10 protein-coding genes are annotated in these 16,668 nt (G+C 44.3%); 7 read left to right on the plus strand and 3 right to left on the minus strand.

The features are described from left to right. Window positions 1-36 precede the first annotated feature (36 nt). The 6 genes from MHI52_RS16035 to MHI52_RS16060 all read left to right on the plus strand — a co-directional run bounded on the left by MHI52_RS16035 (window position 37) and on the right by MHI52_RS16060 (window position 13,483). Window positions 37-1,758: a histidine kinase gene (locus MHI52_RS16035; RefSeq protein ID WP_405157316.1), complete on the plus strand. Its 1,722-nt coding sequence runs from the start codon at window positions 37-39 to the stop codon at window positions 1,756-1,758. Beyond that, a complete protein-coding gene (locus MHI52_RS16040) occupies window positions 1,758-3,368 on the plus strand; it encodes a response regulator (RefSeq protein WP_076253145.1) in 1,611 nt (536 codons plus the stop codon). Before MHI52_RS16035 ends, MHI52_RS16040 begins: the two co-directional genes overlap by 1 nt. Before the next feature lie 97 nt (window positions 3,369-3,465). Then, window positions 3,466-5,697: an FAD-dependent oxidoreductase gene (locus MHI52_RS16045; RefSeq protein ID WP_076253146.1), complete on the plus strand. Its 2,232-nt coding sequence runs from the start codon at window positions 3,466-3,468 to the stop codon at window positions 5,695-5,697. 17 nt (window positions 5,698-5,714) lie between these two features. Further along, entirely contained in the window at window positions 5,715-6,923 is a 1,209-nt protein-coding gene (locus tag MHI52_RS16050) for an SGNH/GDSL hydrolase family protein (protein WP_076253147.1), read from the plus strand. Between the two features lie 270 nt (window positions 6,924-7,193). Then, window positions 7,194-12,257, plus strand: coding sequence for a hypothetical protein (locus tag MHI52_RS16055; protein WP_076253148.1), 5,064 nt, complete (start codon window positions 7,194-7,196; stop codon window positions 12,255-12,257). Between the two features lie 338 nt (window positions 12,258-12,595). Beyond that, window positions 12,596-13,483, plus strand: coding sequence for a cation diffusion facilitator family transporter (locus tag MHI52_RS16060; RefSeq protein WP_076253149.1), 888 nt, complete (start codon window positions 12,596-12,598; stop codon window positions 13,481-13,483). Between the two features lie 128 nt (window positions 13,484-13,611). Here MHI52_RS16060 and MHI52_RS16065 read toward each other — a convergent pair whose 3' ends face one another. Beyond that, on the minus strand, window positions 13,612-14,082 hold the full coding sequence (locus MHI52_RS16065) for a ferritin family protein (RefSeq protein ID WP_076253150.1): 471 nt from the start codon (window positions 14,080-14,082) through the stop codon (window positions 13,612-13,614). Between the two features lie 106 nt (window positions 14,083-14,188). Beyond that, window positions 14,189-14,629, minus strand: a complete 441-nt coding sequence (locus tag MHI52_RS16070; RefSeq protein WP_076253151.1) for a CBO0543 family protein — start codon at window positions 14,627-14,629, stop codon at window positions 14,189-14,191. A 187-nt stretch (window positions 14,630-14,816) separates the two neighbouring features. Here MHI52_RS16070 and MHI52_RS16075 point away from each other — a divergent pair, with 187 nt between their 5' ends. Next, window positions 14,817-14,939: a hypothetical protein gene (locus tag MHI52_RS16075; RefSeq protein ID WP_256720127.1), complete on the plus strand. Its 123-nt coding sequence runs from the start codon at window positions 14,817-14,819 to the stop codon at window positions 14,937-14,939. A 26-nt stretch (window positions 14,940-14,965) separates the two neighbouring features. On the opposite strand, the gene MHI52_RS16080 is transcribed toward MHI52_RS16075, so the two are convergent. Then, window positions 14,966-16,330 (minus strand): alkaline phosphatase, encoded by a 1,365-nt coding sequence (locus MHI52_RS16080; RefSeq protein ID WP_076253152.1) that lies wholly within the window; start codon window positions 16,328-16,330, stop codon window positions 14,966-14,968. Window positions 16,331-16,668 lie beyond the last annotated feature (338 nt).

Raw genomic sequence — 16,668 nt, forward strand, 5'->3', positions numbered from 1 at the left:
CTAAAAGGAAGATGATCGATGCGAAGAAGAATCAGCTTGCCTTTAAAATTATTTTTTATCGTGTTTGCCTTTGTATTAGGCTGCATCATCTTGATAAGCCAATTGTCTTATCGCTATGTCCAAAAGGAAATAAGAACCAATGACATTTTTTACACCAATCAAATACTAGACAAGGTTGACCAGTATTTTACCGTTAATTTTTCCTCCTTCCAGACGATTCTCTTCTCAGTTGAAACATCAGTGAAAGCCAACATTAACAATACCGAAGTGATTAAAAAGCAATTAAGGGAGCTGTATGAACTCAACAGTATTTATGTCAGTAATATTTATTTGATCAAAAGCGATTTATCCATTCTGGGTGGAAGTACACCTACTCGAATATTCGATGAACCTTTATCTGAAAGAGCACCTTTATTTGATGCGGCTGAAAAAAATAGAAGGACTACCATTGTTAGTGAACCTTACAAATCGAAGTATTCCGGCTGGACCGTTACGATGGTTCGATATCTGAACGGTGCTCCGTTTCCTATGGCCATTGCGGTTGATTTGGATCTAAATGCCATTGAAGAAACCTTGTTCAAGATTAATAAACAGGAACAAATGAATCTGGCTCTGATCACTGCGTCAGGTAAGATCATTGCCGGATTTTCTGAAAATAAAGGACCTCTGAATATTCAAGATCATTCTTTTTCGATCGGAGAGACGTCAGCGGAAGAAATTCTGGATACGACGGAAACAAACCTTCAACTGTCTACCAACGATGGTATTCCGGTCTCCCTTTTAAAAAAACCAACGGAGAAATTCAACTGGACCATCATCTCGATCAACGATGAATCACGCTTAAAAGCAGCGTTGTCCAGATTGGAAACCTATTACCTCGAGCTTCTCGCTGCAGGTCTTCTTTTAAGTTTGTTCATTTCTTTTTTGGTTGCCAAATATATAAGAAAACCACTCTATACGCTCAAAACAAAAATGAAGCAGGTGGAACAAGGTATCCTTACAACAACAGTTACGATTAATCGAAACGATGAGTTTGGCGATCTTTCACGAGCATTCGATCGTATGCTTCAGCAAATTGTTGAACTGATTCGCCGAGCCGAGCTTCATAATGAACTTGAGCGGAAGCTGGAAATCCAAGTGTTACAGTCTCAAATAAACCCACATTTTCTGTATAACACACTTGGTTCAATCAGCAATGTGATACGTCTCGGACAAATAGAGAAAGTAGATGTGGTGATCGGGTCGCTCATTTCATTATTGGAGTACGGGATAGACGACGCTTCAGAGAAGGTTTCCCTACGCCAGGAATTACGCAATGTAGCAGACTATATTGAGATCCAGAACATTCGGTATAACCGAAACTTCCACTTGATTGAAAATATCGAAGCAGGACTGATGGATTTCCTAGTTTTCCGAATGCTGCTACAGCCCCTTGTGGAGAATAGTATCTTCCATGGTTATAACGGAGGGGGAATTGAGGGGCCAATTACGATTCATGCGTACAGGGAGGACAGCATCGTCATCATCGAAGTTATTGATCAAGGAGAGGGAATTCCAGCTGATAAAATAAAACATATTTTAATCTCAGAACCGAGTGAAGAGGAAGTAAAAAGGAAAAGAATCGGACTGAATAATATTCATGGGCGAATAAGACTCCACTACGGAGATCAATTCGGGCTGGATATCATTAGCATACCTAAGGAAATAACCCGTATACGCGCTGTATTCCCGGCAGAATTGCCAAAAGGAGATGCATAATGGGGAGAGACTATACCTGCTTCATTGTTGACGATGAAGACCTGATCATTCAGCGATTGGAATTGTTTTTTAATGAACTCTCTCATAGGGATCGACGATTTGTTCTGGTGGGCAAAGCGAATAATGGGCTGAATGGGATCGAGGAGATCATAAAACTTAAACCGGATATCGTCATATCCGATATTGTAATGCCGCGTATGGATGGCATCTCCATGATTGAGGAGCTCAAGGCAGAGCTCCCCCATACCCAATACATACTTCTGACCGCCTATTCATCCTTCGAATACGCTCAGCGGGCGATTCAAGCCAACGTATTGGAGTACATTGTAAAGGTTCCGCTGCGGGAAGCCGATTTGAATCGAGCGTTGGATAAGGCAGCCGGAATTTTAAATGAGTTTGAGAAAAAAGAGGCGGAGTTTCACTCATTAAACGTATCCGTGCTTGAAAATAAATACAGAGTCCGCAAGCAATTTTTTAACGAATTGATCCGAGGTGAAATTCCTTCTCATCGGGCATCGGATTTTGCCAATCGCATGCAGTTTCATTTCTTTCAAGCCAACTATTGCTGTTTCATCGTTGAAATGAATACATATGAAAGTTTCCGAAACGAATACGCGGCCGCAGATCAAAACATCTTGAAGTATGCGATAACAAATATCATCGAAGAAACGGTGATGAATGGTAGCAGTGGCGTAGCTGCGGATCTGTCCGATAATCGTTTTATTGGCTTTTTATCTTGGGAAAATAACCGCAGTGATATGGAAACAGAATATGCTTGCCTATCCTTGGGAGGGCAGATCATCTCTCATTTGCATCAATATTTGAATAAAAGGGTGTCTGTCGCTTTTGGAAGTCCACACCGAGGCTGGGAATCGATCAAACAGGCGTACACGGAAGCTAAAAATGTGAGTGAGGATTTCTATTATCATACCGAAAAAGTTGTAAAAACACCGATGCATCGGTTCCAATACCATAATGACAAAAAAGCAGATTTTCAACAGAAGCTGGCTGATTTTCTTATACGCCTGAAGAGGAAGATTTCCAAGGAAGAGCTGGACAATGCACTTGCCGATCTGTCGCAATTTGTTACGGACCATAAAATCCACAAGTCCATCATGGCGCCAATGATTAGAGATTTGTACAGAGACATTACCGTAAAATTTAAATCGGGGAATAAGATGGCCACGGAAGTTCCAGACTTCCCCATGGAATTTATGGCTTTTCAGGAGCAACTCGCCTATATTGGCGACTTCACATTCGAATACGTGCATGCGGGCCAACTATTACATCGTGCAGAAATTATGAGTGCAATGCATTATATAGAGACAAACCTGAAACAACGTTTAACGTTGGAGGCAATTGCCGAGGAAGTGAATTTAGCACCATCGTATTTTAGTAGCTTATTCAAAAAAACAATGAACGAAGGCGTGATCAGCTACATTAACCGTAAAAAAATCCATCTCGCCCTCGAGTTGTTAAACGTTCGAGATTATTCATTATTAGAATTGTGCGAGGAAGTAGGCATCGTCAATGAAGGGTACTTTTGCAAACTTTTTAAAGAATATACGGGGGATACACCTAAGCAATATCGGATAAAAATGACACGGTAGGAATTCAAATAAGGATACAAAAAAATGTATGATTTTTTCGCGAAATCCTGTAAAAAAAAAGGGGGCAAAACCATTACCATGATAGGAGCATCTAATCATGGAGGTTATCAAAATGGAGCTTATGAAATCAGATGTAACCGTCATAGGTGGAGGAATTGCCGGGATATGCGCTGCCATTGCTGCCGCACGCCAAGGTCTGCACGTTTCACTTATTAATGATCGACCGGTTCTGGGGGGAAATGCGAGCAGCGAGGTCAGAGTTCACATTAACGGGTCTGCATATCTCGGAAATAGTCCATCCTATTATGCTCGCGAAGGCGGGTTGGTGGAAGAACTCAAACTAAAGATCTTTCATTATAATCCGTTATACAACAAAAAACTTATGCTTTCACTTTCGGATACGGTCTTGCTTGACATGGTGTATGATGAGCCCAACATTTCTCTATTTCTGAATACATGTGTGCATGAAACGGGCATGGAGAACGGCAGAATTCAATGGGTGGAGGGCCTTCAATTGGCTTCCGAAAGAAAATTTCGTTTTGAAAGCCCAACCTATATCGATTGCTCCGGTGATGGAATTGTTGGATACCAAGCAGGTGCTCACTTCCGATGGGGAAGAGAGGCGAAGCTTGAATACCAGGAGGAGCTCGCTCCAGAAGTGGCAGATCATTACACGATGGGTGATACGATTCTGTTTCAAGCCCGTGACGTAAACTATTCCGTTCCTTACAAAAGGCCAGGCTTTGCGTATGATATTACGAAGCTGGAGTTTTTTGATAGTATCAGAAAAGGATTAAATCATCGATCTTTTCCAAGGAAAATCAACGGGCTTGGCGGATTGTGGTGGCTGGAATACGGCGGACATATGGATATTATCAAGAATAATGAAGACATCGCATTGGAACTGCGGAAATTGGTATACGGGATATGGGATTATATCAAAAATAGCGGTGAGTTTGATGATGTAGACAACCTTATCCTGGATTATGTATGCCCGATTCCGGGAAAGCGGGAGTCGAGACGTTTTATAGGGGAACACATGCTGTCTCAGAACGATCTTACAGAAAAGACTCATTTCGAAGATGCGGTATCCGTCGGAGGTTGGTATATGGATCTGCATGCAAATAAAGGCATCTACGATGAAGGGCCGGCTACCGCGTGGAACTTTGTGCCGGGATTGTATAATATCCCTTTTCGCAGCTTATTTTCAAGCAATATTCCTAATCTCATGTTCGCTGGCCGTAATATAAGTGCTACTCATGTGGCTTTTGGGTCTACAAGGGTGATGGCAACTTGTGGTTGTATGGGGCAGGCGGTAGGAACGGCTGCTGCGTTATGCGTAAAATATGATACAGACCCTGCGGCCATCGTCAAAGCGCATATGGGTGAGCTTCAGGCGCAGTTGCTTCGCGACGGGCAAACAATTGTAGGGCTTCAAGAGCCGTTAGATCCTTATTTCGCAGACGGATTAACGATTCGTGCCTCGTCTCAGCGAAGCTATGAACAACTTCATACAACCGAAGAGATCTCCTTGGAGAAAGCGTTATGTTTGGTCTTGCCGATTCAGACACCCGTGGTTGAAAGCGTGCAGATCAAAATCAAAAATAGATCCGAGCATTCGGAAACATTGCAAGTGAAGCTGTTTGGTGGGGATCGAAAGGAAAACTATATTCCCACCAGCGAGCTGAAGGGCTACAACTTGGTGATTTCAGCGGGTCACGATGACTGGATTACACTGGACCTCAACTGCAAGAAGCCAGAAGACGACAAAATCTACATCGTATTGGAAGGTACGGCGAGCCTTGCCGTGTATGGCAATGAAGAGAAAATGACTGGAGCGGTGAGCTTCCTTTATAGACCGGAAGAGCCATCCAGGCTGAAGAAACTTAATAAGAGCATTTGCTTCAAGGATCTGCTACCATCCCAGGATATGTATAATCCCGCGAATGTCGTCAACGGCTTCTCCAGACCTTATGGTCTGCCGAACGGCTGGATTTCGGAACGTACGGAAGGACAGGAATGGTTGGAATTTGGTTTTGCAAGCCCCAAGAATCTGGATGAAATCCATCTTGTTTTCAATTCGCAGCTGAATTTGGAGCATTTCGATGATCCAATCGAGTCGTTGATTCAAGGTTATGATGTGACTTTAACTTTGGAAGATGGAAGCGAGAGTGAAATTAAAGTCCGTGGGAATTATCTTTCGTTGAACAAACATCAGGTGTTTGCACAAGGTGTAACCCACATCCGGTTTGATTTCTGTGCAACGTATGGTTCGCCTTATTATGAAGTGTTTGCTGTAAAACTTTATGCTCCTAATAACGCTAAGTGAGGGCGGGTGAAGTCGTGATGAAGGAATTTTTCCCACGAAGAGGGCTACCTAATGTCATTCAGAAGTTGGAAAATGGAGAAACCGTGACCATCGTTTATTTCGGCGGTAGTAATACACGTTCGAAAGGATATAGGGTCATGACGGCGGATTGGCTGCGAGGGCAATATCCCCATGCCGATATCCACGCTGTGAACGCAGGCATTGATGGGACAGGATCGGACCTCGGCTGCGCCCGTTTAGAGACAGATGTGCTTCGTCATCAGCCTGATCTCGTATTTGTTGAATTCGTTGGCAACGATGGCGGAGTGCCCGAATCCAAAGCGCGGATCGAAGGCATTGTCCGACAGATTCGCAAGCGGAGCTGGTTTACCGATATCCTGTTTGTATATACGGTTAAGGAGCGGGACTTGACCTCATTTCAATCCGGCGAGTACCAGAAGGGCGCTCTTATGCAAGAGGAAGTCGCCGACTATTACGGCATTCCTTCCATTCATCTGGGCGTAGCGGTCAGTCAATTGGTTTCGGATGGAAAGCTTATTTTTACTTCAAGAGCAGACGTGTCCATCCACGGAGCCGTTATTTTCACGCATGATTCGATCCATCCGACGATTCCCAAAGGACATCAGATTTACACCGATACAATCACCCGGTCGTTTGAGAAAATCAGAGAACTTCGAGATCACGTGGGAAAAGTCGAACATCACTTGCCGCAGGACCCCTTGGTCCCGGCCAATCCTTGGGAGTATGCAACCATGTTGCCACTGGATCGTCTTACTCATTTTTCCGCAGGGTGGTCTTACATGACCTCTGATGATTTTCCTTTAGTGCGTGAGTATGATTGGTTGTTCCCCGGATTATGGCGAGCAGTTGATGCCGGAGAGGCGATCACAGTGGAGTTTGAGGGAACCCACATCGGCTTATTTGATATCGGGGGGCCGGATTCTGGCCGATTGAAGGTGTCGGTGGATGGAGGAGAACCCTTCCTTATTGATCGATTCACGCTCTACAACGATCATAATAGAAATCAATATATTTTCTTGCCGGAGCTACCAAATGGGAAACATACAGTTCTCTTCGAGATCGATCACGAGAAAACTGACAAAGCGGCCGTGTTTGAGGCAAGTGGCAATGAACGAGGTATGGAACATGTTCGGCAACATCCAGCTTGGTATGATCAAACCGTCATTCAGCTTGGAAAGTTGTTATTGGTGCAGCCGCCTTTATAATTGATAAGTCCTCTTGCAACACTTGGAAGACCTATATTCTATCTGACTGCTACTGAGCAATCAATTAGGATGTAGGTTTCTTTTTTTACTTAAAATCGTATAAGAAATTCTTAAAATGAAAGAAATATCACCGTAATCTAACATGCTAAGATAAAAACGACAGAGCGGGATTAGGCAGAAGGGAAGGTTAAGTGCTTTTTTACGATCATTAGAGCAAAAGGTAACTCATTTTTGGAAGCGTTATCATTATGAGGAGAGGCTGTGAATTGTATGGTCAAAAGGAAGCTGTTTTTCTTCATCGTTTTCATGTTGACGGTCGTAGTTCCTTCCAGCCTGATCGGAATAAGGACCGCTTATGCGGAGACCTTACCTTATCAGACGATTATCATCGATGACGGGAGTATCAAGATCAATGATGTTGTGACACCTGATGCGGGTAACGAGAACAATGGATATGCGGCTCCAAATTGGACTACAAGCACAGGGGTGAAGGGGTATGATCTTTCCAGCACCAAATATACGAGTACAGCAGGCAGAAAGATAACATGGAATCCACGCTTGGAAGAAGGAACCGCGAAAATATCGTTCTATAAGCTGGATTGGGCGGATAAGGCTGATAGCAATGTAAAAATCGAAATTGTTCATAATGGAACAACGGATGTAGTCTTTATGGATCTAAGACCCTCATCTGGCGCTCCAGCAGGGTGGGTTGATTTGGGAGAGTACTATTTTTCTGGAGTTGGTGAAGAATTCGTTCAATTGACCCGTTCTACCGGCACCACAAACACGATCCTTACACGCGCGGATGCGGTCAAGTTCGAAGGGAATATAACGCAGAAAGAGCCACATAAGACAATCATCATTGATGATGGGAGCCTCACAATTGATCAGGTCGTTACGGTTGATTCCGGCAACGCTAATAACGGATTCTCCGCTCCATATTGGAGCACAAGCGCGGGAGTGAAGGGATACAATAATTCAAGTTCCAAATTTACAGACGCTGTAGGTAGAAGCATCACCTGGAATCCACGCTTGGAAGCAGGGACGGCGAGAATATCGTTCTATAAGCTGGATTGGGCGGATAAAGCAGATAGTAATGTGAAAATTGAGATTGTTCATAACGGGATTACGGATGTTAAGTTTATGGATCTAAGACCTTCGTCAGGTCCATCGGTTGGATGGGTGGATCTGGGGGAGTATGAGTTTAGTGGTGATGATAGCGAATTTGTCAGGCTGACTCGAACACAGCCTTCTACGGGTACAATTATTACGCGGGCTGATGCAGTCAAGTTCGAGGGGAATATCCGTCAACAAGCACCACCGCTCCCCCCGCTAAGAAGCCGTACCTTAGCGAATCTCAGTTACACAGAGAAAGGCAGCATCGAAAATGCGAACTATAAGGCAACCTTCTATGAGGCAGCATGGGATGAAGGTAAATCCATCGTTCGTGACATGTTCTACAAAAACACGGAGACAGGGAACTGGCTTCCAATCAATAATGAATCGGAAAGACTTGAGGAACAATGGGTTCTATTGGACGGGAACGCGGGCAGCCGAACCAATTACTACGATACGATGAACAAACGCTGGATTACATTCGACGAGGTCCATTTTCCAGACAGCCAGACGGCGGTATTAACCGATTCTGCGCATGGCAGTGATTACGATTTTGAAGTGAACTGGTCCATGGCAGGGGATAAACCAGATGTTTCTTTTGCCTTTACGCCTCGCCGCGACGGCAATTATGTGATTGGATATCAGTCCTTCACAACAGAGGCAGTCTCGGGCATCAATGAAGTGTTAAATGGATTCCGGTCACATGCCAAAATGGTAGGTACAGTGGAATCAACAAGTTTAAGAGAGCTGAGCGCTCCGATAAGCCTGGTTGAGAAAAATGATGGTGCGGGAAATCCATTAACGTATGGCGTATTTGTACCTTCGGCAGAGCTTCCGGTTGAATTTGAACCGACGGGAGGTGTTACGAAACAACGGCTTGGCATGAGCCTGGTTAACAACGAAGGCAGCGTGCAGCCAATTCTGTATGCGCCTCAATTAGGGACTTATTCGCAAATGACCGCAGAAAACACCTATCAATTTCATATGGGGCTAATCGCTCAAAAAAGCAATCTATATGAGTCCTACGTGGATATTCTTCGCAATGAGTACGATTATTCGGCATACCGGAAAAATGTGTCAGATCAATCGCTTACTGATGCGATGTTTAATATGATCGATTTGCTTAAAGTTGAGCCACAAGGGGACGACTCTGTGAATTATGTCCCATCACCCAGCGGGTGGTGGAGCCGTGCCAAGGGTTTTATTGATATCGAAAACGAGGATAGCGTCCGAACAAGCTCAAATGCGGTTCTTTTGGGAGCTTATTATTTGACTGGAGATGACCAGCTTTACGATACGAGAGCACTACCGTCCGTCCAGTATGGCGTATCACGAAATGGTATCGGTTGGTCGCCAACGCAGAAAAAAGTATACGGTGTGCCTTCGTTATGGAAAATGGCTACTCTGCCGTTTGATGTTTCAAGTGTCACCGCTGTTCACCAGATGATGGGAACTACAGCTGGTATTGGGGCGCTGGCACAGGAAGAATACCTCGTACGTGACCCGGATCAGAAAGACCGCGGGCCTGTTATTCAACCCCTGATGATGTATCGGATGACGGGAGATGCGCAGTATTTGCAAGCTGCGAAGGATGCAGCCGACAGTTATATCACGCAACATATCGATACGCCAGCATCCGTCGATGTGAGTAAAAATGAGTTCATTTATTATTATAGCAAGCTGTGGATGGAGATCTTGGAGCTATATGAGGAAACTCAGGATCCCAAATACTTGGATGCCGCCTATAAGGAAGCCAAACGCTATGCAACAATGTTTGTTGCTCGTCCAGTTCCTGAAGGTAACGTTACGATTCCTCAGCCGGAGACATATAATTACGCCGAGTCGTTCCATTGGCCGGAAAGTGGTAAATTTCAATATCCAAGACTCAAGCTTCCCGAAGATATTGCCGGAGGTGTTCAAGCGGAGCGTTGGCTTGTTTCACCGAGCGGATTGACGTTTGAAGCAGGAAGTACAACCGGTTATTATCGGATGAATGCTCAGGAAGCTCCGTTCATGCTGAGATTGTCGCTCTATACAGGGGATGAACTGCTGCAGGATATTGCTCATAATGCGGTTATTGGACGATATTCCAGTTATCCAGGTTATTATTATAAAGGCTTCGCCGTTAGCCAACTTGAACCGGACTTTCCTCTGGAAGGCCCAAGCGGGGCTACATCCATCTATTATCACCATATTCCGGGGCAACTCGGGCAAACGATGGATTATTTGATCAGCGAACAATCATTGAAATCAAACGGGAGCATTACGTTTCCTTCCGTATTTGAAACGAATTTTTTATGGTTCAAATATCACCTTTATGGGAATAAACCAGGTCAATTTTATGGTAACTCCGACGTTTGGCTTTGGATGCCCAAGGGGATTATTAAGACCAACCATCCTCAATTGAATTGGATAACGGGTGAGAGCGGGGATAAATTCTACATCGGATTAAGCAATGCATCGTCTGAAGAAGTTCAGACTCCGATTGAATTGAATGAACAGATCATTGGATTCAACCCGGCACAGGATTATACCGTAACGATCATCCGCGACAATGGCACACCAGAGCAAACGGTAATGAGTGGCGGAATCATTCAAACCACGGTTTCAGGCAAGGGCATCACCGCGATCATTGTAGAAGGACTTAACATTAATGTGCCGCTGCATCAGGTTAGAACGGCTGATACATCGGGTGCAAGCTATTTCTTTGATACCCACAGTCCAATTGATGCGGTTAAAGGCATGCTGATGGTTAAGCCCGACGAAACGGTTTATGATGCTTATGTGCAGGCCAAAACGACAAAACCAGCGACAATCCATTATTCCTTGGATGGCGGGGCCACGTACACGACCATCCCAGATACGATATACCCGATGGAATGGTCGATACGAGTGAATGATTTATCCCAAACTTTCACGTATTACGTGGAATCGGAGGGGAAACAGACCCGCAAGCGGACACTTTATCTGCCGGATCAGGTTTCGGAAACTCCAGTCCAACCCGATGGGCAGGATAGTTCAACCATCATCGTGGATAATACGGAGGCGGAGACAGAAGGCGTCTGGATAAGGGATACGACAGCTAACGATTATTATTATGATAACTATGTGTATGCCAAATCTACGACCGGCACAGCAACAAGCAAAATGAGATGGCGGCCTGAGCTGCCGGAAAGTGTCACTTACAGTGTGTATTACAAGATTCCGCAAATCACGGCTGCGAGTGAAAATTGGGCAACAAATGCCTCATTTACCGTTTATTATAGCGGAGGCTCCGAGACGGTGACAGTTGATGAGACAACAGCGAATGGTACTTGGGTGCACCTGGGGGATTATCCTTTTGTTGCAGGCGATAGCGGGTACGTGGAATTAACCAATAAGGCCAACAAGTCCAGAGTCGTTGCCGATGCAATCATGTGGGTGGACCCAAACAGGATACCGCAATTGGAGTCTGCTGTGATCCTGTCCGATCGGAACGAGCTGCAGATGACTCAAACCGCACAACTGAGCGTAACCGGCTATTTGGATAACGGTTTGATCGGTGATCTAACACATGCCGATGTACAGTATTTCGTTGATCGTACGGATCTGGCTGAAGTGAATAGCAGTGGGGTGTTGACCCTTCTTAATCTCGATGGGAACACGGATCACATTGAGGTATGGGCTACGGTCACGATTGACGGTGTGACCTTAACCACAGCACCTTTGAATATCACGATCAGGGACCTAACGGTTATCGTGGACAGTACAAATACAACAGGGTTATACACGACAGAAGGGTCGTGGAGCCAAAGCAATTTAGCCGGATACAAAATTGGGGTTAAATCCCGCTATTCAACAGTTCAAGGATCATCAGCAACGTGGAAAGGCGAGTTTCCAGAGGGGAAATATACGGTCTCGATCTACAAACTTGTCCATACGACAGCAAACGATAACAATGTCAAAGTGGAAGTGAAACATAAAACGGGTACCGAGGTCACCTATATCGATGCAACGGCCGGCTCATCGGGTTGGGTTAATTTGGGAACGTTCGACTTTACGGGTGACGGTAGCGAGTATGTCCGGTTAACCAGAGTTTCGCCTACCACGGTAGACCCGCCAACGCTTCCTGCGGATATGATCTATACGAGGGTTGACGCAGTTATGTTCGAACGGCATTCCGATGATTCGGAGCAGCTTGCCAATGAGCCGCCAGTTGAATCGACACTTTCTGAATAAGGGCAGTGATTTATGAATGGAAGTGGAACAACGGTAAGTGATGTTATACAAATTATTGTAAAATAACATAAAGAGCCGAGTGGATCAAAACGATCCATTTGGCTCTTTGTGTCCAAGTGCAAGAAAGTGTGGTTACAAGGGAAGGCAGTCGGCCACCTTCCTCTTACCACCCATTAATCACTTAAGTTTGCCAAATCCAACTTTTTTGGATGCTCGTAAAAAAATTGCCGCGTTCAGATTATGTTTCGTCACACTCAAAACGTTTCTCTAGACCCACACAAATCTTCAATGGTACCATCATACACGTGCTTGAATTGAAGATTGCAGGAGGATATCATGTGGATCAACTTAAATACGATAATTTAAAGCTGGGGGAGCGCGGAGCTATCATCAGCATTATCGCCTACATATGTTTGACCGTATTAAAACTGATCGTTGGCAGTATGGCCGGATCAGAAGCGCTCAAGGCGGATGGATTAAACAATGCCACCGATATTGTGGCCTCAATAGCTGTACTGATCGGTTTGAAGCTTGCCCAACGCCCAGCCGACACAGATCATACATATGGTCACTGGAGAGCAGAGACCGTTGCGTCACTTGTTGCTTCTTTCATTATGATGGCAGTAGGTTTACAAGTACTGTTTCAAGCCATTGGTTCTGTGTTTCAGGGTAAACATGAATCTCCGGATATCATCGCTGGGTACACAGGCATTTTCTGCGCAGTTATCATGTATCTGGTCTATCGCTATAACAAGAGACTTGCTACTCGTATTAAAAGTCAGGCAGTCATGGCTGCAGCTCGAGATAATATCTCCGATGCCTGGGTGAGCACCGGTACGGTCATTGGGATCGTGGGTTCCCAGTTCGGCCTCCCATGGCTGGACCCTGTAACGGCTGTCATCGTAGGTTTCCTGATCTGCAAGACCGCTTGGGACATTTTCAAGGAAGCCACACATCATCTGACGGATGGTTTTGATGTTGAACTGATTCAGGAGTACAAAAAAACGATTGCCGGAATTGACAGCGTAGAGACAGTTAAAGACGTGAGAGCGCGGAACTATGGCAATAACGTTGTAGTGGATGTTGTCATAACAGTTGATGCTGAGCTGGATCTTCAACAAGCACACGATATCTGTACAGACGTAGAGAACGAGTTAATGGAGGAACATGACGTATACACCGTTCACGTTCATGTGGAACCTGATACGTTGGAAGAGTGCATTTGATAGCAAGTTTATATAAGAGAGACTCAGCAAAGGAAAAAAACCAGTGAGCTTTACTCATTCACTGGTTTTTTGCTGATTTCAATTGTTCATCACTAAAAGAATACGCGCGTTATTTATCCCATACATGACTATCTCGGCAAATTGTAGGTAATCAGATTGTTATATTTATCCGCATGTTTCTGTTCGTCCAGGATGATTCCCCACACCGTGTCTTTATATATGCCATAAGGGAGACCAAACCATATTTTTCTATACTTTTCCACGGCGGCCAATTCACCCTGAAACGCCTTTTGCAGTCCGGCAAGATAAGAGGTGACCGTCTCAACCGGCTCACTGCTTACGCCCGTAATCTCCTGACCTGTCAGATCCTTGTACATGTGGCGGAACATTTGATTATGTCCGCGTTCATCATTGCGGATGCTCGTGATGATGGCAGCCTGATTGGCATCAGGTGACATCTGAATCAGTGAATCATAGAATATCTCATCATTTCTTTCTCCTTGAACAGCCGTTTTGATTAATTCAAGTGCTTCGGCTGATGATGTTGCCCATACCGGAGTAAAAGTGTACCTGTAACCATACGGATATGCCACATACATTACGAATCCCTCCAAGACAAATATGAGTTAAGATATGCACGTATGCCCATCAGCGTTAACCCATATCATCTGCCCTGCCTTATTAGTGGAAAGCTTCAGTAAAACTTCACTTGGTATACCTCAATATTTTACTGTAACCATAAGCAAGAACAAATGGCAGGAGGTATGACAAAAAGGTCCAAAGAATGTTCCATCCATTAAAATAAATGACATGCCCCATTATTTTGGCAACCCATTCGATTAATGTCAGCGACAATGATGCAACAAGAATCGCCAACCATGGCTTGGCGCCTTTTTCTGAAATCATATACATCATCAGGCAACCAGCGATCGGATAGACTCCAAGATCCATTGGAAGAGCAGCCAAGGATTGATTATGAGTATTCGGCAGAATATTCCAGAAGTAATTAAACCCGATATTGTTGATGGATGCTGAAATAGCCACACCAAGTGGATAATATAGAATAAGGATTGTAAAGTTCCGACGCAGAATCCATACACCCAATATAATGGGAATGACCATACCCAACAGAATGTTTCCTAACATGCCATTTTCCTCCAAAGCTTTGTTACTTCTGTAGTTTCACTATAAGCCGCATCAGCATTTATCGGATTTTTCTCACTTCAATACAAGTGGTGTTGTATAAGGTAACCAACTCCATGGGATATAATGCATATTAGCAAATTCGGAATAGGCGTACGCCTTACTCGAAGTGAATGGACAAGTTTCGGTCATGAAAAAAGAAAAGTATAGAACGGCTACGGTTAAGGATGTTCATAAAAAGGTAGAGTGGCATATCAATAAGGATTTTATGAAAAAAATCCCTTCTCTTCGGATGAAAGAAGAGAAGGGATGATCCTAAACTATTGAATTATTGTCGAATTATTGGTGCTTGCTGAGAATATCAAATATGATCTTGGCATTATCTGTGTTGTCGATCAAACCGGCGAAGCGATGACTTGCCGGACCGTAGGCATAGACCGGAACATCTTCACCTGTATGTCCACCTGTTGTCCAGCCGGTAAATGAACGGTTATCAATAATCGCTTCAATAGCATTATCAATCTTTGTTACATCCGCAGTTTGGGCTGCTTCTTTCACCGATTGAATCTCTTCAGGTTTCAACTCCAGTTTCAGATAACTTTTCAGTGTTTCTTCAACCGAAGCACCTTTTGCAATTTGTGCTGCCATGAAGTCAGGTGTACGCAGTGCAGCTTTGATCGGGTCTACGAAGAAGTTGTACTCTCCGTCTTTTCCAAGCGTAAGTCCACCTGTGGAGTGGTCGGCAGTAGCTACGACAAGTGTTTCACCGTCTTTTTTGGCAAAATCAATAGCTGCCTGAAATGCTGCTGCGAAATCATCCATTTCACTCATCGCACCAACGATATCATTATCATGTCCTGCCCAGTCGATCTGGCTGCCTTCGACCATTAGAAAGAATCCTTTGTCGTTCGAACTGAGGCGATCAATCGCTGTATTGGTCATCTCAGCCAATGATGGAGTTGCAGCAGTACGATCAATCAACTTGTCCAGACCTCCGTCCGCAAACAGTCCAAGAACTTGTTGATTCTTATCAGCGAGGAGAGAGGAACGATCCGTCACATAGCTGAATCCGGCCTTCTGGAACTCCTTCGTCAGGTCACGACCCTCGCGTACAAAATTGGATTTCCCTCCACCCAGAAGTACATCCACCTTATGCTTGCCATTAATCAACTCATCATAATAATCGTCCGCAATAGCATCCATATTTTTTCGACTGATATCATGGGCACCAAATGCAGCTGGTGTGGCATGAGTGATCTCCGACGTAGCCACGAGTCCGGTGGCTTTCCCGTTTTCTTTTGCCTGCTCAAGTACGGTTTTGACCTCCTTCTGCTCAGGGTCAACCGCAATGGCCGCATTGTAGGTTTTCACACCCGCCGACATGGCCGTTGCTGCGGAAGCGGAATCCGTTACATTTTGTTTATCATCATCCGGATAGGTCATTTGTGCTCCAACCAGATAAGGGTCGAATACGGTTTTATCCATGCCCTTTGTCGAAGGATCATCTTTCATATAACGGTAGGCAGAAGTATAAGAGCTCCCCATGCCATCCCCAATGAGGAAGATGATGTTCTTGATTTGTTTTTTCTCCACACTTACAGCTTGAACGGCACTTGCTTGTCCTGCAGACAAGAGAGTAGAAGCCGATACAGCCAGAGTCAGCGCTACCGCTGGTAATACTCTTTTGGATAATTTCACAATGATTCCTCCTCGTAATATCTCAACAACAAAAATGAATGCATGAATCTATATTCATTTGTTCATCATTAAGAAGATTAGCATTTATATGTAAATGAACACCAAGAACTTTGTTTACCAGAGGTAAAATAAACAAAATAAAGGGGATGTGATAATTCTTTGCAGGAGGAGCAAGTCAAACATTCCAATCAGGGCAATATATTTCCGGCGAAAAATTCACATGATCTGCAACATACGAGATTATAAAAATATACTCATTCTACTGTTTTTGAAGTATGATACAACATAAGTAGAACGCTTTCATTTTTATATTACTGTTAATATAAAATCAATTTCATTTTCAG

This window comes from Paenibacillus sp. FSL H8-0283 (genome assembly GCF_045040675.1).
GTDB classification, from domain to species: Bacteria; Bacillota; Bacilli; order Paenibacillales; family Paenibacillaceae; genus Paenibacillus; species Paenibacillus amylolyticus.

Coding starts and splice junctions, on each gene's coding strand:
- MHI52_RS16065 (WP_076253150.1), bottom strand. CDS start 14,082: ATGTATGTGGCATATCCGTATGGTTACAGGTACACTTTTACTCCGGTA.
- MHI52_RS16050 (WP_076253147.1), top strand. CDS start 5,715: ATGAAGGAATTTTTCCCACGAAGAGGGCTACCTAATGTCATTCAGAAG.
- MHI52_RS16070 (WP_076253151.1), bottom strand. CDS start 14,629: ATGTTAGGAAACATTCTGTTGGGTATGGTCATTCCCATTATATTGGGT.
- MHI52_RS16040 (WP_076253145.1), top strand. CDS start 1,758: ATGGGGAGAGACTATACCTGCTTCATTGTTGACGATGAAGACCTGATC.
- MHI52_RS16045 (WP_076253146.1), top strand. CDS start 3,466: ATGGAGGTTATCAAAATGGAGCTTATGAAATCAGATGTAACCGTCATA.
- MHI52_RS16055 (WP_076253148.1), top strand. CDS start 7,194: ATGGTCAAAAGGAAGCTGTTTTTCTTCATCGTTTTCATGTTGACGGTC.
- MHI52_RS16075 (WP_256720127.1), top strand. CDS start 14,817: ATGAAAAAAGAAAAGTATAGAACGGCTACGGTTAAGGATGTTCATAAA.